Source organism: Dyadobacter jejuensis, assembly GCF_003149085.1.
Lineage (GTDB): Bacteria > Bacteroidota > Bacteroidia > Cytophagales > Spirosomataceae > Dyadobacter > Dyadobacter jejuensis.
This window is the reverse complement of the sequence record NZ_QGDT01000001.1, coordinates 524,833-546,343: the sequence shown is the minus strand read 5'-3', so window position 1 is coordinate 546,343 and position 21,511 is coordinate 524,833. Positions and strand designations below refer to the sequence as shown.

Here is a 21,511-nt window from a genome sequence, read left to right as displayed (position 1 = left end):
AGATAGCCAATCACTTTAATCTGAAACTTATGAAAAAGATCACCTATAGATCCCTACTAATGGGCCTGATGGCCCTACTGATAGCGAATAGTTGTACCAATGATTTCGACGAGATAAACTCAAACCCCAACAGCCCTACTTTGGTTAAGGCACAATATCTACTCACTACCGCCTTAGAAGCCTCGGTAGATCGGTATTGGGGAAGCCGTACCCGATTCGAGAGAATCAATATTGACGCAGCGGAGTTGTACATTCAGCACCTTACCCGTAACATCCTTTCCAATGAAGGGGATAACTATCTGGTATCGGTATCGCTGACCAACAATAACTGGAAGGGCTTTTATAACGATGCTCAAGTCAATTACCAACGCATCTATGACCTATCGAAGGCAGATGGCACTACTCCCAATACCAATTACGCTGGGGTGGCCTTAACGATGCGCTCATGGGTGTTTATGTTACTCACCGACATGTACGGGCCCATCCCCTACTCAGAAGCCATAAAGGGAACTGCTGAGGAGCCCATCTACAGCCCCAAATACGACGATATGGAGGCGATCTATGCGGGTTTGTTGAACGACCTCAAAATGGCGAACGAATTGCTAACGCCCTCCGGGCCCGCCATTGCAGGGGATATCTTGTATAACGGGGATATCTTAAAGTGGAAGAAATTCACCAATTCCTTGAGACTTCGCATTGCCAACCGCCAGGCTGCGAAGAAACCTACCGAATCTCGTGCCATCTTCAAGGAAATTTTGGACAATCCTACCACCTTCCCCATTTTCGAATCCAATGCCGACAATACCCAGCTCAATTGCAGCGCCGTTTTGCCTAGCAATAATGAGTGGAACCAGGTGATGATACAGGACAGCAGAACCGACTGGAATATCAGCAAAACATTTGCTGACAAGCTCAACGATATGGAAGACGAGCGTATCACAGTTTTTGCCAATCCTAATTCGGAAGGGGTTTACCAAGGCCATGCCAACGGGCTACCCGACGCCATTGCCACCAACTACCTGGCCACTAGCTCTACAGTTGGCGATTACTTCACTGCGGCAACAGCCCCAGAGGTGATCATGACCTACAGCGAATTGCTCTTTATACTGGCCGAAGCAGCCTTGGATGGAGACATTGACGGTGATGCCGAAGCCTATTTCCAAGACGCCGTAGCGGCATCCTTCGACCAATATGGACTGACTCCCTCGGCAGCCTTTTTAGCCAATCTAGGCCCTGTTAGTAAGGAAAACATCATGGAGCAAAAATGGGTATCTCTTTTCGGCCAAGGCATTGAGGCCTGGACCGAATGGCGCCGTACGGGCTATCCCGTCTTCCCGCCTGCCGACTCCCGAGCCGTATTCAATAACGACGGAATTCGTCCTACTCGTTTCACCTACTCTACCAATGAATACTCTTTGAACAAAATCAATTTGGAGGCAGGTATTCAGCTATTAGGTGGCTCCGACGACATGAAAACAAAATTATGGTGGGCCGAATAACGCCATTCTATTCACTTAAAAATCACGATCATGATCCGATTCAAAAGATATATTAAACTGGCCATAATGGCTATCGTACCGGTAGTATTGCTTTTTTCGTGCAAAGCCGAAGATCCTTGGGTTGATAACACCGTCGCTCCTTTATTGGTCGACATTATAGGAGCCGACTTCGGCTACCCTATTGAAAAGCAACCTGCAGTAGGCTATGCGGCCAGTGCTTCCGAGCTCAAGCTTTCAGCACGGCTCTTGGAACTCGACAAAACCAATATCCTCAACAAAGACATTGGCATCGACTCCATTCCCGTGGCCGGAATCACCATTTCGGTCGCTATTAAAGGGGGAGCAAGCCTAGGTGAAGTTACCTCCGATGCCGACGGCATGGTTTCCCTAACCAAAAGCTGGACCGATTTGGGAGTGACAGCCCCAGCAGCTGGCCAGCTGGTGCCACTTACCTGGACCGGCAGCTATAAGGGAGTAGGCTTTACCAGATACTCTCAGGTAAAAGCACTTTAGAGTAGCCCCCTGCTCAAAGCCATAAAATGCCCCAAAGGTGTGGATGATAAGCTCCACCCTTGGGGCATTTTGCATTTAAGGATATAATAGGGCTAATTTCTGAACTGCAAAATCGACCTCTTCTTCTGTATTATATTTACTGAAAGAAAAACGTACATTAGCCCTTTGAGAACCGGGGTATAGCTCATTTAATACGTGAGACCCCACGTCGGTTCCACTCGAACAGGCACTTCCTCCCGAAACGGCTATCCCGTCGATATCTAGGTTAAACAACAACATATCGCTAATATCGGACTCCGGCAAGCTTACACTTAACACGGTGTACAGGCTTTGGTCCAAATGTTCGGAGAGACCATTGAACCAGACCCCAGGAATCTGATCCTTTAACTGGGCCATCATTCTCGCCTTAAGTCCTTCTATATGCTGACGATGAGCATCCATATCGCGATAGGCTATTTCCAAGGCCTTAGCCATACCCACGATTCCATATACATTTTCGGTTCCTCCACGCATATTCCGCTCTTGGGCTCCACCATGAATATACGGACTGATCTTGGCATCGGGACTCATATATAAAAAGCCAATACCCTTAGGTCCGTGAAATTTATGAGCCGAGCCTACTACAAAATGCGTCTTGATAGCCTGCAAGTCGTGCCGATAATGACCCATGGTTTGTACGGTATCGCAATGAAAGATGGCCTTATGTGCTGCACAAATATCCCCAACGGCATCCAGATCGAGCAAATTCCCCAACTCGTTGTTCCCATGCATTAGCGAAACCAAGGTCTGTGACCGACCTGTCAGCAAACTATCCAAATGTTGTAAGTCCACCCGACCGTCGGCATCGGTCTGCACATAGTCCAGGGTGATCTGCCCGACTTTGGCCAGATACTCTAAGGTATGCAATACGGCATGATGCTCGAGCTTGCTAGTGATGGCATGCTTTAGGCCGAAGGTGGCTATACTCGAAATAATGGCGGTATTGTCGGCCTCGGTGCCTCCAGAAGTAAAGAAAATTTCGGCGGGAGCGGCATTTAACAAACCAGCCACCGACTTCCTGGCCCGTTCTATGACCGACCGAGCCTTACGACCATAGGCATGTATAGAACTAGGATTACCAAATTGCTCCTTCATGATCGGAATCATGGCTTCTAGTACTTCAGGGTCCAGAGGCGTGGTAGCGGCATTATCGAAATAAGCATTCATAGACGATGATCTATGTTAAAAAAAAGTAATACATTAAAAACAAAACAGATGAAACACGAATGCCTCATCTGTTACCTAATAGGTAGGGAAAAACAGCAACTCCCAGCAGCTTAATTGCTCGGTTCAGAGATAATTTCCTTGATGTCCAAGATGATTTTATTGGCCAAACCTGCCGCAGTGGTATGCGTTTCGGACTCGGAGTAGATGCGGATAATAGGTTCTGTGTTCGACTTTCGAAGATGTACCCATTCCCTATCAAACTCTATGCGCACCCCATCAATCGTATTGATCGGTTGTTTGGCGTATTTAGACTGAATTCTAGAAAGGATATAATCTACATCGATTTCCTCGGTCAGCTCAATTTTATTCTTTGAAATATAATATCCTGGAAAGGACTTGCGTAGTACCGAAGCCGATTTCCCAAACTTAGCCAGGGAAGTTAAAAACAAGGCAATACCCACCAAGGCATCGCGTCCATAATGGCTTTCAGGGTAGATCACCCCACCATTACCTTCTCCTCCAATAATGGCCTCATTGGCCTTCATGGCATTCACTACATTGACCTCCCCTACGGCAGAAGCGAAATAAGCCCCTCCAGCTTTGAGGGTAACATCGCGAAGGGCCGCTGTCGACGATAAGTTAGAAACCGTATTCCCAACCTTGTTTTTGAGTACGTAGTCGGCTACTGCCACTAAGGTATACTCCTCTCCAAAGGGAGAGCCATCTTCACAGATCAAGGCCAGACGGTCTACATCGGGGTCCACAACGATACCGAGGTTATAGGAGCCATTTTCGAGTTCCTGGCTAATCTCCCGCAAATGCTCGGGAAGTGGTTCTGGATTATGGGCAAAATTACCCGTCGGCTCACAGTTAATCAGTTTGATATGATCGCTGTCCACACCTAAGGCTTCCAAAAGCATGGGCACGGCAATGCCCCCCGTTGAGTTAACGGCATCGACTACGATCTTAAAGTGAGCCTTCTGAATGGCCTCTTTATCGACCAAAGCCAACCCTAGTACATGGTCTATATGTTTTTGGATAAAGGTATCATCCTGTTGATAAGACCCTAATTTCTTAACATCTACGAATATAAAATCTTCCTCTTCAGCGATACGGAGTATTTCGGCACCATCGGCCTCCGAAATAAACTCTCCATGATGATTCAGCAGCTTGAGGGCGTTCCACTGTATGGGGTTGTGACTGGCCGTAAGGATTATCCCCCCAGCGGCCTGCTCCATCACCACCGCCAGCTCTACCGTCGGAGTAGTAGAAAGGCCCAGGTCCACCACATGTAGCCCAACCCCTTGTAAGGTTCCTGCTACGAGGGAGCTCACCATAGGACCCGACAACCGTGCATCACGACCTATAATTACCTTTAAATTATCAGGATTGGTACGTCGCAGCCAAGTTCCATAGGCCGCAGCAAATTTAACAATATCGATCGGAGTCAAGGCTTCGCCAGTCTTCCCTCCCACAATTCCTCTTATCCCTGAGATAGATTTGATTAACGTCACGGTGCTTTTTACGCTTTAATTTTCCCGACAAAAGTACTAAAATTCCTTCGCTATGACGTTTTTTTTATTTGATGTAAAGAATAAAATGATTCAATGGCATGCACTATTGCTGTAGGCGTATGTCTACATAGGTGTATAAAGACGAATCGGTAACTCCTTTAAAAGAGCCCATTACAGGTGCTAGCTGATCATAATCGGCCGAGGCACCCATACAAATATGATTATTGACCATGGCCTTTCCTTCTGTAGGATCAAATCCCCTCCAGCCAGCCCCAGGCAGGAACACCTCTACCCAGGCATGTAGCTCGTGGGCTTGCATGGGGTTGCCGTATAAATAGCCACTCACAAACCTAGCGGCAATCCCCATGCTTCGGCAACAGGCAATATAAAGCCTCGCAAAGTCTCTACACGATCCCGCTTGCTGTAGTAGCGTATAGTGAGGAGGAAGGGCATCTCCAAAAGTCCTTTGGGAATACACAAAGTTCTGATGAATATATTTACTTAAATTGACCAGAAAGGGCACCGTACGCCACTGCGCATCCTGAGCGACTTGGTTCGCAAAGGCAGCCACGGCGTCGGTAACATCCATGCGTGACAGATAAGGAGCTAAATATTTATAAATCCTATCTTCATAGAGAAACGACAGGTTTTTGGTATTAAAAGGATAATGTACAAAGTCGAAGACATTGAAGGGTTTAGAGGACACTACCATAGTGGCCACCACCGAAAGCTGGTGTACCCGATTATCCGAAAAATAAGCCATTTGCTGTACATTCCCCTCGGCATCCACGTTTCTCACCACTTTGCTAGGCAAAGGGTCTATCTGCAGATCATACTCCAACAGCATTTGATGCGGATAAGACTTGGGATACAAATACAACGTTTGTGGCTCCAGGGCCACGGCGTTGGAATAACTGTACTGCAGGGTATGTCGAACGTAAAGGTTCATAGGGACGATGGCTAATATTATTATTTAACCCATAATCTTAAGCAATAATTGCCCCATATCCACTATTTCATCCACTGCCCCATGGTTATATCTTCTAATTTGTGGTGCGCTTCTTCTGTTTCCAGGCCGAAATACAAATCAAAAATCGAGGTATCGATCTCATTATTAGACACTTGGAAGGTATCCAAAAATTGGTGCAACCCTTGCTTAAATACGTCGTCGACATCGGTAAATTCCAATTGGCTACGTAGCTTACTCACCGCTCTTTCGGCCAAGTTGGTATGTCCACGCTCTGGAATAGATCCCGCAATGGCATATAAAGACAGCTCAGCCTGTCGAACAGAATAGGCTATTGACCTAGGAAACAGTTTATCCAAAATCAAAAAGGCTACGATATTCATAGGAGTAAGGGCTCTGTGGGTTTGTCGATACATATTATAGGCACTTACCGACTTCAAAACCGCCATCCACAGCATCAAGTCTAAGGTGGTCCCTGAGGTGCTTGAGTCCTGCTCTAATGTAAAATATTTAACATCCAGAAATCGGGAGCATTTGTCGGCCCGCTCCACATACCGTCCCAGCCTTCCGAAATGCCAGGCTTCATTGCGTGTGATCGACGAGTCGACTACCCCATGAAACAAATGGCAATTCTTGCGGATATCGACGAAGTAGGACTGCATATGATCCATATTACGAAAATCGTCAGGCGAGGTACCCTTCATCCTCAAATAGAAGGCATTGATGCTCTCCCACATTTCCTTTGAAATGGCCTCCCTTACCGTCCGCGCATTCTCCCTTGCCTGATATAGGCAACTTAATATGGAATTGGGATTACGCTTATCGAAGGTCATAAAATGAATGACATCTTCCTTCGTAGGCTTTTCGTAATATTTATAAAACAAATAATGATCGGCAGTGGCAATCAATAAGGGCTCCCATTGCTCATCTATGTCGGGTGGCAAGTCGAGGGCCAAATTAAAATTAACTCCTACGAAACGGGTATAATTCTCCACACGCTCCATATAACGATTCATCCAGTAAATGGAATTGGCAACACGACTTAACATATACGCTACAGTTATTAATTACAAAGAAGAACAAAATTTTAGTACTGCAATACAATCAAAATACATAACAATATTTTGCATTTACAAGAAATTGCCGACATATATTAAAAATACCAGGTAACTTTAGAATAATATAAAGACAAAATAAGACATAGCAAACAGCAATAAAGTGGCAAAAATGGACATCCCTTCACTGTTGACTCACAAAAGGTACAACATCTTACGATTCTTTTTCGTAAAATTGAAAGTCAATCTACAATCCATTGCTATTCATCATCAGGTTAGTTACTGAATAAACGCAAAACGACGTGTCAAAAAGAGAACAATTTACCGCCTCCATCCAAAAATCCTATCAGACCAATAAGCCTACCATCCATCTAGGATCGGCCATTTTAGAAGGGGAAATCATCCGGGAAGCCTCCGTAAACCTTCCCTTAAAAATGATGAACCGCCACGGGCTCATTGCTGGAGCTACAGGTTCCGGAAAAACCCGAACCTTGCAAGTATTTGCCGAGCAGCTTTCGGCAGCCGGTGTACCGGTATTTATGTCCGACATCAAGGGCGATTTGTCGGGCATAGCCCAGCCTGGGAAAACCAACGCGGCACTCGAAGAGCGCGCCAAAGCACTAGGAATCGACTTCGTCCCCAAAGGTTTTCCCGTAGAGCTTTATTCCCTCAGCGGAAAGCTAGGCTCCCAAATGCGCGCCACCATTCTAGAATTTGGCCCGGTATTGCTATCAAAAATATTCGATCTTAACGACACCCAGTCTGGTGTGCTGTCCATACTCTTTAAATATGCCGACGACAAAGGCCTTCCAATGGTCGACCTTAATGACCTCAAAAAGGTTCTGAATTATCTGTCGGAAGGGGAAGGAGCCAAAGAAATCAAGGCCGATTATGGCTCCATTTCTTCCTCTACAGCTGGCACCATCTTACGGAAAATAGTGGCTCTGGAACAACAAGGGGTAAACTCGATTTTTGGAGAAACTTCTTTCGATATCGACGACCTCATCAATAAGGTCGACGGACAAGGGGTAATTAGCCTACTCAATGTGTCGGATGTTCAGGACAAGCCCGCCTTGTTCTCTACTTTTATGCTAAGCCTATTGGCCGAGCTATACAGCAAACTCCCCGAGGCAGGCGACCTCGACAAGCCTAAATTGGTGTTTTTCTTAGATGAAGCACATTTACTTTTCAAAGATGCTCCCAAGGCTTTTCAGGAGCAGATAGAGCAGGTGGTGCGCCTTATCCGCTCTAAAGGGGTAGGTATATTTTTCTGCACCCAAATGTCCCAAGACATTCCGGCGGCAGTACTGTCTCAGCTGGGTAACAGGGTCCAGCATGTGCTGCGCTCCTTTACCCCGCAAGACGCCGACGCCCTACGACAAACGGTAAAGACCTACCCCCGATCCGACTACTATACGATCGATGAAGTGCTCACCACGCTGGGAATTGGCCAGGCCCTGGTAACGGTACTCAACGAAAAGGGAATACCCACCGAAGTGGCCGCTACCCACCTCACTCCACCGAGGTCTATCATGGGCCCCATGCCCCAAGCCGACTACGAGAGGCAATTTAATGCGTCGGACTTGTACCAAAAATACAAAGACCCGGTAGACCCCGAAAGTGCCTACGAAATCCTTACCAAACGAATGGAAAGAGTGGCCCAAGCGGAGGAGGAAGAAAAAACAAGCACCAAGCCGGCTAGAAAGATAAAAGAAGAACCTAGTATGATCAGCGAGGCCCTGTCCTCCCCCTTAGCCAAGCAGATTGGCCGAGAAGTGGTGAGGGGCATATTCGGAATGCTTTTTGGCAAAACGACCACAAGCCGTAAAAAAACGGGAGGCCTTTTCGGGTTTTAAGCTCCCCCCTATTTACATAAGGTGCCATCTTTCTGGAGATGGCACCTTTATATTCCAACGCATAGCAATAGCTGGGCCAGCTAGCTACATTCCTTGCATGAGGGTAAGCCTCTTATAGAAACCATGATCGTTCTCTAGCAGATCGGCATGCGTACCCCGCTCCACAATTTGCCCTTGGTTCACGACCAATATCTCATCGGCATGCTGAATGGTACTAAGCCTGTGGGCGATTACCAACACGGTCCTATGTTTCATTAAATGCGTGAGGGCGTCCTGCACCAACCTTTCCGACTCGGTATCCAGAGCCGAAGTCGCCTCATCCAAAATAAGAATGGAGGGATTTCGAAGTATAGCCCGGGCTATACTGATACGCTGCCGCTGCCCACCCGAAAGCTTACTCCCCCTATCCCCAATGGTGGTCTGGTAGCCATCGGGCTGTTCGCATATAAACTCATGGGCGTTCGCAATTTTGGCTGCGGCCACTACCTCTTCTTCGGTAGCTTGCGCCCCAAAAAGGATATTATTATAAATGCTGTCGTTAAAGAGTATCGACTCCTGGGTAACAATCCCCATCTGTTGGCGTAAAGAAGCCGTAGAGATAGCCCGTAAGTCGTGCCCATCGATGCGAATACTCCCCTGAACGGGGTCGTAGAACCTAGGAACCAAGTCGGCAATGGTAGACTTTCCTCCGCCAGAAGAACCAACCAGAGCCACTGTTTTACCCTTTTTAATTTCGAAATTCAGGTTGTTAAGCACGGTCAGGCCAGGCTCATATTCGAAAGACACCCCATCGAATACTATGGATTGCTCAAATCCTTTGAGACTAACCGCATCGGGACTCTCTTGAATTGCATTCTGAGTATCCACCAATTCCAACACCCTTTCGCCCGAGGCCAAACCGCGCTGGGTATTACTGAAGGCATTAGATATCTCTTTAGCCGGCCGCATCACCTGCGAAAAAATGGCAATGTATGTGATAAATTCCGAGGCGGCAAACGACGACTGGTTGGTCAGCACCAAAGTACCGCCATATAGCAAGATAATGGCCACCACGGTAACCCCCATAAATTCAGAAAAAGGCGATGACATTTCTCGCTTAAAGGCCATAGAACGGATGGCCTTTTTATAGGCCAGATTTTCTATGCTAAATTTCTCCTTGATAAAACCCTCAGCATTAAAGCCCTTTACGACCCGCATGCCTCCAAAGGCCTCATCCATCAGGCTAATCAACCCACTCAAACGATTTTGTCCATCGCGGGCATCCTTACGCATTTGTTTAACCATAAAGGCAATGAAGGTGCCGGTTACAGGGATAATCACAAAAGCGAAGAGGGTCAGCTGTACGGAAATACTAAATAGCGCAATAAGATAAATAATGAGGGTAAACAGCTCCTTAAAGGCGGCAGAGAAGGTATTGGCGATAGAATTCTCTACTTCCTGTACGTCCGTCACCACCCGAGATATCAGATTGCCCTTGCGCTGGCTCGAGAAAAAACCCAGGTGCAAATCAACGGCATTGTCAAAAACCGACTGACGCAACCTGGACACCATGTTTACCTTAAAATTTTCTAGAAATCGAGCCGACAGATACCGAAATATATTCGATAAAAACACCGCACCGACAATCAGTATACATACGAACTGCAAGGCACCAATGCGGCCCTTTTCCTGAAGATAGCTTTGGAAATAAAAATTAAATAGCTGCTTGGGCCAATCCGTCGAGAAGCTAAAACTCGGAAACTGCAATACGGCAGAGGCCTGGTCGGAGCCTACTTGGTTGAAAAGAACATCCAACAAGGGGATGAGCAACGTAAAATAAACGATCCCTAAGGCTGAAGCCAATAGGGAGGTAATAAAAAAGGGGGCTATAAAATTCCGTAAAGGACGGGCATAGTTCAGCAGACGCCAATAAGTTTTCATGCGGCAAAGGTACAGAAATTTGGAATTGGTAGTGAAATTCTACGTCAGGACCTTTGCCTGACCCCAGCAGAGCCTCACTAGGGCGCCAGCCTGACGATAATTTCCTTTCCTGAAGCCGGCAAGGTAAAGGCACAATCAGAAAACTTGGGAGGAGCCAGTCGGGGTCTAAAATTATTGCTAAACCCGTAAGGCTCTTTGGGTATACCCAAAAAGTTTTTGTCCAAAACGGCATTATCATTTTGATCATGATAAACGGCCACGGCATATCGACCCGGATTAAGACTAAAAACGGCTTCTACCTGAGAGCGGCCTTTGACGGGTATAATTTTATAAATCTTTGGCTCGTCCTCACCAAATCGATCCTCGGGCCGGTAAACAGCCAACCAGACCTTCCCCTCCTGTTTTTGGATTTCGGTAATATTTACTTTCAGTATGGCCTCATCCGAAAATGGAGCGAGCGCGAGGCTCCAAAGCATATACAAAACTACGATCATCTTCTGGCGTTTAGTTTTCCTACTACGGTCAGTCCTGTTCCCAAGCCACTACACAGCGTTCATTTTCTAAATGCAAGCTGTTGACATCGATATGAAGCTCTTGCTTGAGTCGGTCGAACTCCAGGTTATAACGATTCTTAAGTTCTTTTCTTTTAATCGCTTCCAAATACCGCCTACCGTCCTCTTCGGTCTCTAGGAGCAATGGTGGCACTACGGTCGGTTTATTATCTTCCCCTTTGGCTACCATGGTAACGTAGGAGGTATTGGTATGCCGCTGTATCCCATTGCGAACATCCTCTGCCACTACCCTAATGCCGATAATCATGGAGGTACGGCCTACATAATTGACCGAAGCATGTAAGGACACCAAGTCGCCCACCTCTACGGGGGCTAGGAAGTCGACCGTATCTACCGAAACCGTCACGCAATAATTGCCGGCGTGTCGGGAGGCACAGGAATAGGCTACCTTATCGATAAGCGACAGGAGTATACCTCCATGGATTTTCCCGCCAAAGTTAGCATAAGATGGAATCATTAGTTCCGTAAGGGTAGCCTGAGAGTGGCGAACTGAACGAGCCTGCATATTTAATAATGGTTTTAATTAACTCAATTTCATCATCAAGGTGAGTTTTAATGGCATTTCTGGTCCGTTTTTCTTAGGACAGCTTATCGATAATATCCTTAATGACCTCCTGGAGGTAGGCTCCGTTATAGGGCCCATACCAGCTCATCGTCTTGGTTTCATACAAGTCTCTATCAAAATATTTGTCGTGGGTGATGTACCCAATATACCCACCATTAAAGCTGGTTACCATCAGGTTAAGTCCTTTGGTTTTGGCATAGGCATCGAGCCCAGGGACCAATTCTCCCGAAAAGTCACAAGGCATACCCACCAACAAAAGGCCCCCTATTCTAAGGGCTTTAACATATATTGGAAAGGCTCCAAAAGCCTTTTTGAAGGCCCAGGGCCTTAGCACCAAGCCCATGGTCAGGCGGGGAGAGGGCTGCCGAAGCGGCAGGGGTAGCATCAGGGAGCGTATACCCACCAGGGAATCGGCGCTCGACAGGGTATCGGCCTGTAGAATAGCCTTTTGAACACCGTAGGCCTGATTTTTCATTTCGTCAAAATCGTCACGACCCTTTTCTATAGGTCCCATACTGCCTACGGCACCTGCCATATACATGGCGAAGTCGTAATGTCCCCGCTCCAAAGAGTCGACCAAGACTCCGGGATAATCCCTGGAAAGGACCATGTTTTTGGACTGAATTACGGTAGAGTGAGCGGCATAGCTACTCAAAATGGCCTGCTGCCCATCGGCACGGGCCACGATGATGGACCGTACCTCCGGATCGATCCCCCCTTCTTCGCCGACGAGTCGGTTGCGGATATCGACCGTATCGATGGCCTCGGAATAGCGGATTGCAGACGGCACTAGCTGCGTGCTGGCCTTGTCTATAGACTCGAGCACGGCATCGGCTAGCCGATCCACCACGGCCTGGTCGTAGGCACCCGAGAAAAATAAGCCAGAAATTCCAGTCCCCCAGCCTCCCAAACTATTATGACTATGGGTAGCCCCGAAATACACCCGCTCATAGGGAATCTTATGGCCTTTCATCCGGACTTCCAGAGCCTTGGAAACCGTAGGGGGGATTATCAATAAGTCGCCAGTTACTATGGCCACCTGTTCGCCCCCATTGTCGATCACCATGGTACGGATAAAAAGCGAATCATGAACGACTGTATATGGCTTACCATGCCGATTACCATACCCAGCCATAGACATAGGGCCTTCGGGGGTGATATTGACCTTGGCCCATCCCACCTGAAGGGCTCCGGGACTGGCTGCCGAATAGGGTTCTTGGGCCGCAATACTGGCCTTCCATTCGCTATAATAAGGCATGTCCTTATAGGGCGTTTTATCCATGGTCGTTACCATCGTTGCCACCATCACCAATAGGAGCCCCAAGATGATCCCTAGGATAGACAACAAGATTTTTAGAATTTTCATCCGGGCGCTTTTATATGCATTTTAAGTCGTAAATATAAGGAACCATTGCCATAACTGGCCTTCGATAGCATAATAATGACGGGAATAGTCCTGGTTAGTACAATTGTCTCCCCATTTTATTTATTTTCTGCAGCCATTGCTCCCGAAATCCGACGGACGACTTTCGGATAGGACCTATGCTGGTTACTCGCACCGGCTTGATACCACAGAATTCTAGGGTCATTTTCTTCATAGCATGGTAGGAAGGCCGCCCGTTGACGAGCCAATAGTACCAATACGGCTGGTCGAGGGTATTGATGATATGCGCCGATCGGCCGGCCAATAGCTTGTCCCACCATACCGAGTTGTCGCGGTAAGCAAAGGCAAAGCCAGGAAGGAACACCCTATCGATAAACCCCTTCAATAATGCTGGCATATTGCCCCACCATATCGGAAACACCCATACCAAATGATCGGCCCATTGGATCAGCCGTTGTGCTTCTAGCAGATCGGGCTCCAGCTCGGTGCGTTTCCGGTAACCATGGGCCAGGCTAACCTTAAATTCTAATTCGTAAAGTGCCAATACCCTCACATGAGCACCAGACTCTGCCCCTCCAGCTCGGTAGGCTTCTACCAATGCGGCACCATAACTCTGATCGTCGGGATGGCCGTTGATGATAAGTACTTTTTTCATAAATTTAGATTTTTAATATACATACAATATTTAATGAACAGTGTTTAGTATCAAGGCAAAAAAAAGGCTCGAAAGCCTTTGCCACCCTTTAGCCCTGCGACTCATGCTTCCCTATCTTCCCGAGGTGGGTATCCTGGAAGCCAGTGCTATATTTCAGTCCATACCCCAAGCCCCTGTCCATAGCCGAATGAGCATACAAAATAATCCCTGCTAACATGAGAAGAGGCATACTCATATACATACCCACAGCACCTATCGCCACAGCCAGCGCCTTATGGTGAAAGAAATTATAGACTCCTGCCCCTATTCGGTTACCGCCCAAATACCCCAGCATGCTCAAATCGGGCAGTAGTAAGAAGGCAGGAAAATACCACCATGGAAATTCCAGTTTGGAAAACAAAAACACCCCTAACAGGAATTGAGCCGCTTCTTCTAGTTGTAAAACCTTCTTCATATTATCGCTATTTTTTACTTAAGAGATCTATAAAATTCCGCTGCGATTCACGCAACCGGTCTAACTGAGAATCCTCCCCAAAAATAACCATCCTACCCTTTAGATACAGACTCACCAAGCCATGCATATAGCTCCATACCGTAAGGGCCAGAGCGTCTATATCGGCTGACTCTTCGAAATAACCCGCTTCTACACAGTCCCAGATGCTTTGTTTTAGGAAGTCGAAGGATTGCATCCCATTCAGCCAACTATCTTGCTGACATTCGAGCGCCTCCATAGGAGCCTCCAGCATAAACATCAGGTCGTATAGCTGCGGATTCTCCAAGGCAAAGGAAATGTAAAGCTCTCCCATGCGTTGCAGGCGTGCGAAGGGATCTGCGATGGCCAGCAGCTCCCCAAAAGAAGCATTCATTTTCCCAAAGGCTTCTACCTGCAGGGCCAACATCAGCTCCTTTTTATCCTTGTAATATAGGTAAATGGTTGCCGGACTGTACTCGATCCGGTCGGCAATGCCTCGGATGCTGGTTTTGGCATAGCCATGTTCCAAAAATAAATGTTTCGCGGCCTCTAATATGAGTGCCCGCATTTCTTCTCGCTCCCTTTCTTTCCGTTCAGATATTCCCATTTCGATCATTATAAACAGCGCAAACATACTAAACACTGTTTATTAAATCAATTATATTCATAGAATATTTATTCAGGAGACCAAACCATTGTCAATCAAGTTATTAAGAATTAAGAAAATCACAAACCCCTCCTGGTCTTTTTTGCTGGCATAGCTTTTTATACCTTATACAGCAAATACTTAACGCAACGAAAAATGAAAATGAAAGGCAAGAGTGTATTCGTCTACGACGTCAATACACCTACAACGATTACGACCATGTTACGCCCTCGGCGACAAGAGGGGCAATCCATACTGCATGAGGGGTTTACCCTCAATCCTGAAGTATCCTTTACCGAATACATCGACATTTATGGCAATATCTGCCAACGTACCATCATGCCGGTGGGAGAGGTTACGATCACCACTGAAGTGGACGCTCAGGTAACTCCCACCAAAGAAATACCCGAGCAAGAGCCCGCCTTTATTCCGGTGGGCGACCTGCCCGATGAGACCATGCACTTTATACTGCCTAGCCGCTATTGCCAGTCGGATCTTCACGATGTTAACCAACTGGCCTTACAAATCACCCAGAACCTCACTCCAGGCTACCAGCAGGTAGAGGCCATCAGGACGTGGATCCACCAGAATATCAAGTATCAATACGGACAGACCGACTCTAGCACTACGGCATTCGATGTACTTCACCGCCGGGTGGGCGTTTGCCGCGACTTCACCCATCTGGCCATAGCCCTCTGCCGCAACCTATGCATCCCAGCGCGTATGACGGTGGGCTATCTCGACAAATTACCCGAAATGGATCTTCATGCCTGGTTTGATGTATTCATTGGAGGAGAATGGTATACTTTCGACGCCGTTCAGGAAAAGACAGAAGGTTACCGCATCGAAATTGCGCATGGACGCGATGCTGCCGACGTCGCCATGGTGACTCAGTATGGCAATAGTGTATTGAAATCGTTGGATGTTTACGTCGAAATGGAACAAGAAGACGCCTAAATTATCAACAAAGGCGCTCCAACATGGAGCGCCTTTGTTGATAATCAGCTACCTCAATAACGATACCATTCGGGTGGGAATATTAAATATGGCTTACTGAGTATGGACGAAGGAACTACCCCTGCCGGCCTAGCTTCCTTAGGCCGACACCATCTCTTGGGCTATTAGCTGAATATTAGCCACCAACTTCACATCCTCCCCAATTACGAGCCGACCCGATTCGGTGAGTTTAAGGTAATTCAGTCCAAACTCCTGACGACCAAAACGGCCCACTACCTCGAAACCCGCTCTCTTCTGCCCTTGTTCATCCACTTCAAACCCTCCGAATTCGGCATCCAGCTCGATGGGCTTGGTCACACCTTTTAAGGTCAGAAATCCATTAAGCTTATATTGTTCTTTATTAATTTTATGAAAATAATTGGACTTAAACTCGATATGCGGAAACTGCTCGGCGTCGAAAAAATCGGCCGACTTGAGGTGGGTGTCCCGCATACTCTGATTGGTATCGATGCTATTGACATCTAAGGAAAAATGGATTTCAGCGTTCTCGAAATCCTCATGGTCAGAAGTTGCTCCACCCTCAAAATTTTTGAAAGAACCGGTAATGGTAGAGATCACCAGATGTTTAATTTTAAACTGTACTTCTGAATGGGCAGGGTCTACGACCCATTTGGTATTTCTCATATATCCAATTTTTTAGGTTAGTGATGAAAGACCGCAATACGCATGTAGGTATCGCTTTCTGTTTTTTTGAAAATATAACCTAAAATCCGGTTGTTTTGTTATTCCATCAGATTAAATTATTCTAGAAATACTACCTTTTCAAGGCTAATCCCTTCAGGATATTGGTACCCGGGTTCAACCAAACACGACTCCGTCTCTGAAGCCCTCTAAAATTAGGCGTAGAAATGCACAGCGACGAAGAACCCAATAATTGTGTATATTGAGCACACCATTTGGATGATGCTATGCCAGCCGAAGACAATCTACACGCGCAAACCCTCCATGACCTGTACAGAAACCAAGGGATTCCTCTGGAGGGCCTAGAAACCGAATCGGGCTTCACGATTCACTTCTTAGAGGAGTCCTTTAAGGAGCTCCCATACCGGTCAGCCCCCTTCCGTCCTTACTACTTCAGCTTTCTTTTTATCAAAAATGCTTCGGGAAAATACACTATTGACGATCGGCAATTCGAAGTTTCTTCACATACGGCTTATTTTACCAACCCAGGCAACTACCGCCTCTTCGAATGGGATCGGATTGAGCATACTTGCCTCATCACTTTTAGCGAAGCATTCCTAAAAACATATGTGCATAGGGATGTCTATAAAGACTTTTCATTCCTACTTTCCGAAACAGTTTCTCCCCGCATCTTGTCAGACGAGCAGTTTGAGCAGGTGGAAGTATTGTACCAACTGATTCGTCGGGAATACAAGGGCCATGCCACCTACAAAAACAAGATTATCGGCAGCCTGATGGTGGCTCTGCTGCTTAAACTAAAGGAGTACTTTTTTCAGGACTACCACCCACTTATAGAAGGTACCCGCAGTTCACTTATCGTGAAAACTTTCAAGCAGAATCTGGAGCAACATTTTCAAGAATTAATCCATGGAAAAGTCGATCGAATGTATCGGGTACAGGATTATGCCGGCCTGCAGGCCTTACACGCCAACTATCTGTCCAGCGTGGTAAAGAGTAAAACCGGCAAAGCGATAGGCCAATGGATCGCTGAAAGGCTTACTACCGAAGCCAGACTAATGCTACTGAACCCACGACTAACGATTAAGGAGATAGCCTTCCGGTTAGGTTTTTTGGAAACCGCACATTTTAGTAACCACTTTAAGAAGCATACAGGGTTAAGTCCGGTGGAATATCGCAAACAGGAATCCTCCAAGCCAAATTCTTAGCTATTTACAAGCCTTACTATAGTACTTGCAAGGCCTTATGTGTCGTTATTAAACAACTTTGCAGGACCAACTATAAACTATAAATACCCACAGATGTTCACCTTAAACCATAAAGTAGTACTCATAACGGGAGCCTCAAGAGGCATAGGCGCGGAAGTTGCCCAAGAGATGGCCGCCCACGGAGCCAAGGTAATTGTAAACTTTGCGAATGACCAAGCTGCTGCCGACCGGGTAGTCCAGCAGATTATAGCCCAAGGCGGCGAAGCGCTAGCAGTTCAGACCGATGTAAGCGACGCCGCCGCAGTGAAGCGGTTATTCGATAGGGCCATCGCTCAATATGGAAAAATCGACGTTCTGGTCAATAATGCAGGAATATTGATCAATAAATTGGTCAAAGATACCACCGATGAAGATTTCTCGCGCCAGATGGACGTAAACGTAAAGGGGGTTTTCAACACCCTTCGCGAAGCCGCCACACGACTCGCCGACAACGGTAGTGTCATCAACTTTTCTACGACGGTAATTAGGCTGATGTTACCCACTTATGGCACTTATGTCGCCACCAAGGCGGCGGTAGAACAGCTAACCCGTGTTTTCGCCAAGGAGATAGGAAGCCGTGGCATCAACGTCAATTCCGTAGCGCCGGGCCCTACCCATACAGAACTTTTTACCGATGGAAAATCCCAGCAACAGATCGACCGCTTGGCTTCTATGTCGGCCTTTAGCCGAATTGGTACTCCAACCGACATTGCCAAAGTCGTGGTGTTTCTGGCCAGCGATGAAGCCAAATGGATTTCTGCTCAAAATATTGGCCTCAATGGGGGCGTGGCTTAAAGGCACCTGGTAGGCATTCGAAGCCATGGTAGTGAACACCCTTTTATTCCAACGAAGGTATCTTCTGATTGGTACCAAAACAGACGGAGGTTGAGGGAACCCTCAACCTCCGTCTGTTTTTATCCGTCGATCTATTAATCAATCACCTTTAAAGCCCTACCGACCTTGGTAAAGGCTGCCACGGCTTTTTCAAGATGCTCCTGGTCGTGCCCAGCGGAAATCTGTACCCGAATACGGGCCTTTCCTTGAGGCACTACCGGATAGAAAAACCCGATGACGTAAATGCCCTCGTCGAGAAGCTTGGCGGCAAACTCCTGTGCCAACTTGGCATCGTACAGCATAATAGGCACAATGGGGTGTTCACCTGGAAGGATATCGAACCCAGCGGCGGTCATAGCCTTGCGGAAATATTGTGTATTTCCTTCCAGCTTATCGCGCAGGGCCGTAGAGGAAGTCAGTAAGTCAAGAACCTTAATGGAAGCTCCAACGATACTTGGCGCCAAGGTATTGGAAAACAAGTAAGGCCTCGAACGCTGGCGTAACACCTCGACTATTTCTTTCTTGGCGGCCGTAAAACCTCCCGATGCTCCACCCAGGGCTTTTCCATAGGTACCCGTGATGATATCGACCCGACCTATTACGCCACGGTATTCGTGGGTACCCCTTCCGGTAGCACCTATAAAACCGGTGGAATGACATTCGTCTATCATCACCAGGGCACCATATTGATCGGCTAGGTCACATATTTTGTCGAGCTGAGCGATGGTCCCATCCATAGAAAACACCCCATCGGTAACGATCAGTACCCTTCGGCTACCTTGTGCCGCCTTTAACTGGGCCTCCAAATCGGCCAGGTCGTTATGTTTGTAACGAAAACGCTTGGCCTTGCACAAGCGAATGCCGTCGATAAGCGAGGCATGATTGAGCTCATCGGAAATAATGGCATCCTCGCCGTTCAATAAGGGCTCGAATAATCCGCCATTGGCATCGAAAGCGGCGGCATAAAGGATGCAGTCCTCCATACCCAAAAACTCGGCGGTTTTTCTTTCCAACTCTTTATGAATATCCTGGGTACCGCATATAAACCGTACCGACGACATCCCAAAACCATGGGTGCGTATGGCTTCAATACCGGCTTCTATCACGGCAGGATGCGAGGACAGTCCCAGATAGTTGTTGGCACAAAAGTTGAGCACCTCTCCACCAGCCTCCGTCTTGATGGCTGCTGACTGAGGCGTAGTAATAATCCTTTCTTTTTTATAGAGGCCAGCCTGTTGTATATCGGCAAGTTCTTCACTGAGTTCTTTTCCTAATTTTCCGTACATGATCTTATGTGTTTAGTATGGGTCAATATGATATACTATTTCCTTAGTCTTTTACCGTTTGGTATTTCTGGTTGAGCGCACCGATCATCTCCCTGGTGGTTTTGTCCAGATCGTAGGCAGGCCTCCAGCCCCAATCGGTACGAGCAGCGGTGTCGTCCAGGTCGTCGGGCCAGGAATCGGCTATAGACTGGCGAAAATCGGGTTGATAACCAATCTCAAAATTGGGCAAATATTCTCGAATGGTATGGGCTATTTCTCTAGGAGAAAAACTCATAGCAGCCAGATTATAGCTATTTCGAATCGTAATTTTGTTGGCTTCGGCTTCCATTAGGTTGACGGTCGCATGGATGGCGTCGTCTATATAAATCATGGGCAAACGGGTATCTGAAGCCAAAAAGCAGGTAAACGGAATTCCTTTAACCGCTTGGTGGTAGATATCTACCGCATAGTCGGTAGTGCCACCCCCAGGTGCCGACTGGTGGCTGATAATTCCCGGGAAGCGCAGGGATCGGATATCGAGACCGTATCGACTATGATAATATTGCGACCAATTTTCGCCAGCTACTTTACTAATGCCATACACCGTTGTGGGATGCAAAGGGGCTTCCTGAAGCGCTGTACCCTCTATTCCACTGCCAAATACTGCGATAGAGCTTGGATAAAACACCTTAGCTATTCTATACTCCCGGGCCACTTCCAATACATTAAAATAGGTTTGCATGTTGATATCCCAGGTCTTTAGAGGCTCCTTTTCGCCATTAGCCGATAGGATAGCCGCCAGATGGTAGATCTGCGTAATTTTATATTGGGCCACTACAGCCGCTAGGGCATTGGCATCGGTGGCGTCGAGCCGAACGAAAATCCCCTGCTCCTGCTCAGGAATACGAATATCCCCAGCAACAACGTGGCTCTCTCCGTAAATATCCCTCAAATAGGCCACCAGGACCGACCCTATCTGACCATTGGCCCCTATGACTAAAATATGTTCATTTGCCATACAATTACCGTCTAGTAAAAAAGTATAATTATCTTGCAATTTCCCCAATTATGAGAATATCTTCAAGGTAAGGCCTTATTTACAGTAAATATTACCAGACCATATTTCAAAGTCAGCAATAATTACTTTTAACGAATCAATTTGTATATTTTTACAGAAAAAATTATTCCTCCTATGGAACAACTCGATAGAATAGACGCAAAAATCCTGAGGATTTTGCAGAAAGATGCCAAGAAAACCACCAAAGAAATAGCCAAGGCACTAAACCTTACGGTATCGCCGGTGTATGAGCGAATCAGACGGTTGGAGAGCTTGGGATATATTAAAAACTATGTGGCCATACTCGACAAGAAACTCATAAACAGGTCGGTAACTACCATCTGCCAGGTTTCTATGCGTTATCATAACGAAGCGTTTATAGAAAAGTTTGAGCAAGAGGTCCAAAATCTGGAAGAGGTGCAGGAATGCTACCATATGGCCGGACAGGTAGACTTTCTACTAAAGATCAACGTGGCGAGCTTGGATGCCTACCACGACTTTGTAAAGTACAAGCTTTCGAAGATCGATAATATTGGAGTACTCAACAGTACATTCGTACTCAAGGAAATTAAACACACATCCGAGTATTATATTTAAGAGAAGCCCTGTATCCTCAAGCATTAGGGCC

The 21,511-nt window shown here is 46.9% G+C and carries 21 protein-coding genes; 7 read left to right on the top strand and 14 right to left on the bottom strand.

Translation table 11 applies throughout. From position 1 onward, the window contains the following. Positions 1-29: 29 nt before the first annotated feature. Both CLV98_RS02330 and CLV98_RS02325 read left to right on the top strand, forming a co-directional pair. Positions 30-1,499, top strand: a complete 1,470-nt coding sequence (locus tag CLV98_RS02330; protein WP_109672438.1) for a SusD/RagB family nutrient-binding outer membrane lipoprotein — start codon at positions 30-32, stop codon at positions 1,497-1,499. A gap of 30 nt (positions 1,500-1,529) precedes the next feature. Next, the gene (locus CLV98_RS02325; protein WP_229203165.1) at positions 1,530-2,012 is read left to right on the top strand and encodes a hypothetical protein; all 483 of its coding nucleotides are present in this window, start codon (positions 1,530-1,532) and stop codon (positions 2,010-2,012) included. A gap of 75 nt (positions 2,013-2,087) precedes the next feature. Here CLV98_RS02325 and CLV98_RS02320 read toward each other — a convergent pair whose 3' ends face one another. From CLV98_RS02320 to CLV98_RS02305, 4 genes are all read right to left on the bottom strand, one after another. After that, positions 2,088-3,218: a cysteine desulfurase family protein gene (locus CLV98_RS02320; RefSeq protein WP_109672437.1), complete on the bottom strand. Its 1,131-nt coding sequence runs from the start codon at positions 3,216-3,218 to the stop codon at positions 2,088-2,090. A 110-nt stretch (positions 3,219-3,328) separates the two neighbouring features. Then, positions 3,329-4,732, bottom strand: coding sequence for a phosphoglucosamine mutase (glmM, locus tag CLV98_RS02315; RefSeq protein ID WP_109672435.1), 1,404 nt, complete (start codon positions 4,730-4,732; stop codon positions 3,329-3,331). Between the two features lie 103 nt (positions 4,733-4,835). Beyond that, positions 4,836-5,681: a transglutaminase family protein gene (locus tag CLV98_RS02310; RefSeq protein WP_109672434.1), complete on the bottom strand. Its 846-nt coding sequence runs from the start codon at positions 5,679-5,681 to the stop codon at positions 4,836-4,838. A gap of 62 nt (positions 5,682-5,743) precedes the next feature. Beyond that, positions 5,744-6,748 (bottom strand): alpha-E domain-containing protein, encoded by a 1,005-nt coding sequence (locus tag CLV98_RS02305; RefSeq protein ID WP_109672432.1) that lies wholly within the window; start codon positions 6,746-6,748, stop codon positions 5,744-5,746. Between the two features lie 308 nt (positions 6,749-7,056). Between CLV98_RS02305 and CLV98_RS02300 the strand changes: the two genes are divergently transcribed. Continuing rightward, entirely contained in the window at positions 7,057-8,610 is a 1,554-nt protein-coding gene (locus CLV98_RS02300) for a helicase HerA-like domain-containing protein (protein WP_109672431.1), read from the top strand. A gap of 84 nt (positions 8,611-8,694) precedes the next feature. Here the strand turns inward: CLV98_RS02300 and CLV98_RS02295 are convergent, their stop codons facing one another. The 7 genes from CLV98_RS02295 to CLV98_RS02265 all read right to left on the bottom strand — a co-directional run bounded on the left by CLV98_RS02295 (position 8,695) and on the right by CLV98_RS02265 (position 14,812). Next, entirely contained in the window at positions 8,695-10,530 is a 1,836-nt protein-coding gene (locus CLV98_RS02295) for an ABC transporter ATP-binding protein (RefSeq protein WP_109672429.1), read from the bottom strand. A gap of 77 nt (positions 10,531-10,607) precedes the next feature. Further along, positions 10,608-11,024 (bottom strand): DUF2141 domain-containing protein, encoded by a 417-nt coding sequence (locus tag CLV98_RS02290; protein ID WP_109672428.1) that lies wholly within the window; start codon positions 11,022-11,024, stop codon positions 10,608-10,610. A gap of 28 nt (positions 11,025-11,052) precedes the next feature. Continuing rightward, positions 11,053-11,607, bottom strand: coding sequence for an acyl-CoA thioesterase (locus CLV98_RS02285; RefSeq protein WP_109672426.1), 555 nt, complete (start codon positions 11,605-11,607; stop codon positions 11,053-11,055). Positions 11,608-11,680: 73 nt separating this feature from the next. After that, a complete protein-coding gene (locus CLV98_RS02280) occupies positions 11,681-13,033 on the bottom strand; it encodes a neutral/alkaline non-lysosomal ceramidase N-terminal domain-containing protein (protein ID WP_109672425.1) in 1,353 nt (450 codons plus the stop codon). Between the two features lie 94 nt (positions 13,034-13,127). After that, positions 13,128-13,706 carry an NAD(P)H-dependent oxidoreductase gene (locus CLV98_RS02275; protein ID WP_109672423.1) on the bottom strand — a complete coding sequence of 193 codons (579 nt, stop codon included), beginning with the start codon at positions 13,704-13,706 and terminating at the stop codon, positions 13,128-13,130. An 88-nt stretch (positions 13,707-13,794) separates the two neighbouring features. Then, positions 13,795-14,160, bottom strand: a complete 366-nt coding sequence (locus tag CLV98_RS02270) for a DUF4260 domain-containing protein (RefSeq protein ID WP_109672421.1) — start codon at positions 14,158-14,160, stop codon at positions 13,795-13,797. 7 nt (positions 14,161-14,167) lie between these two features. Further along, the gene (locus CLV98_RS02265) at positions 14,168-14,812 is read right to left on the bottom strand and encodes a TetR/AcrR family transcriptional regulator (RefSeq protein WP_109672420.1); all 645 of its coding nucleotides are present in this window, start codon (positions 14,810-14,812) and stop codon (positions 14,168-14,170) included. A 168-nt stretch (positions 14,813-14,980) separates the two neighbouring features. On the opposite strand from CLV98_RS02265, the gene CLV98_RS02260 reads away from it, so the two are divergent. Beyond that, positions 14,981-15,781, top strand: coding sequence for a transglutaminase-like domain-containing protein (locus CLV98_RS02260; RefSeq protein ID WP_109672418.1), 801 nt, complete (start codon positions 14,981-14,983; stop codon positions 15,779-15,781). Positions 15,782-15,919: 138 nt separating this feature from the next. On the opposite strand, the gene CLV98_RS02255 is transcribed toward CLV98_RS02260, so the two are convergent. Then, positions 15,920-16,465: a YceI family protein gene (locus CLV98_RS02255; RefSeq protein WP_109672417.1), complete on the bottom strand. Its 546-nt coding sequence runs from the start codon at positions 16,463-16,465 to the stop codon at positions 15,920-15,922. Positions 16,466-16,749: 284 nt separating this feature from the next. Between CLV98_RS02255 and CLV98_RS02250 the strand changes: the two genes are divergently transcribed. Continuing rightward, positions 16,750-17,688, top strand: coding sequence for a helix-turn-helix domain-containing protein (locus CLV98_RS02250; RefSeq protein ID WP_109672415.1), 939 nt, complete (start codon positions 16,750-16,752; stop codon positions 17,686-17,688). Between the two features lie 93 nt (positions 17,689-17,781). Further along, a complete protein-coding gene (locus CLV98_RS02245; protein ID WP_109672413.1) occupies positions 17,782-18,522 on the top strand; it encodes an SDR family oxidoreductase in 741 nt (246 codons plus the stop codon). A gap of 134 nt (positions 18,523-18,656) precedes the next feature. Here CLV98_RS02245 and kbl read toward each other — a convergent pair whose 3' ends face one another. After that, the gene (kbl, locus tag CLV98_RS02240; RefSeq protein ID WP_109672411.1) at positions 18,657-19,847 is read right to left on the bottom strand and encodes a glycine C-acetyltransferase; all 1,191 of its coding nucleotides are present in this window, start codon (positions 19,845-19,847) and stop codon (positions 18,657-18,659) included. Positions 19,848-19,890: 43 nt separating this feature from the next. Next, positions 19,891-20,844 (bottom strand): NAD-dependent epimerase/dehydratase family protein, encoded by a 954-nt coding sequence (locus CLV98_RS02235; protein WP_109672410.1) that lies wholly within the window; start codon positions 20,842-20,844, stop codon positions 19,891-19,893. Between the two features lie 174 nt (positions 20,845-21,018). Between CLV98_RS02235 and CLV98_RS02230 the strand changes: the two genes are divergently transcribed. Further along, positions 21,019-21,480, top strand: coding sequence for an Lrp/AsnC family transcriptional regulator (locus CLV98_RS02230; RefSeq protein WP_109673035.1), 462 nt, complete (start codon positions 21,019-21,021; stop codon positions 21,478-21,480). Positions 21,481-21,511: the final 31 nt, after the last annotated feature.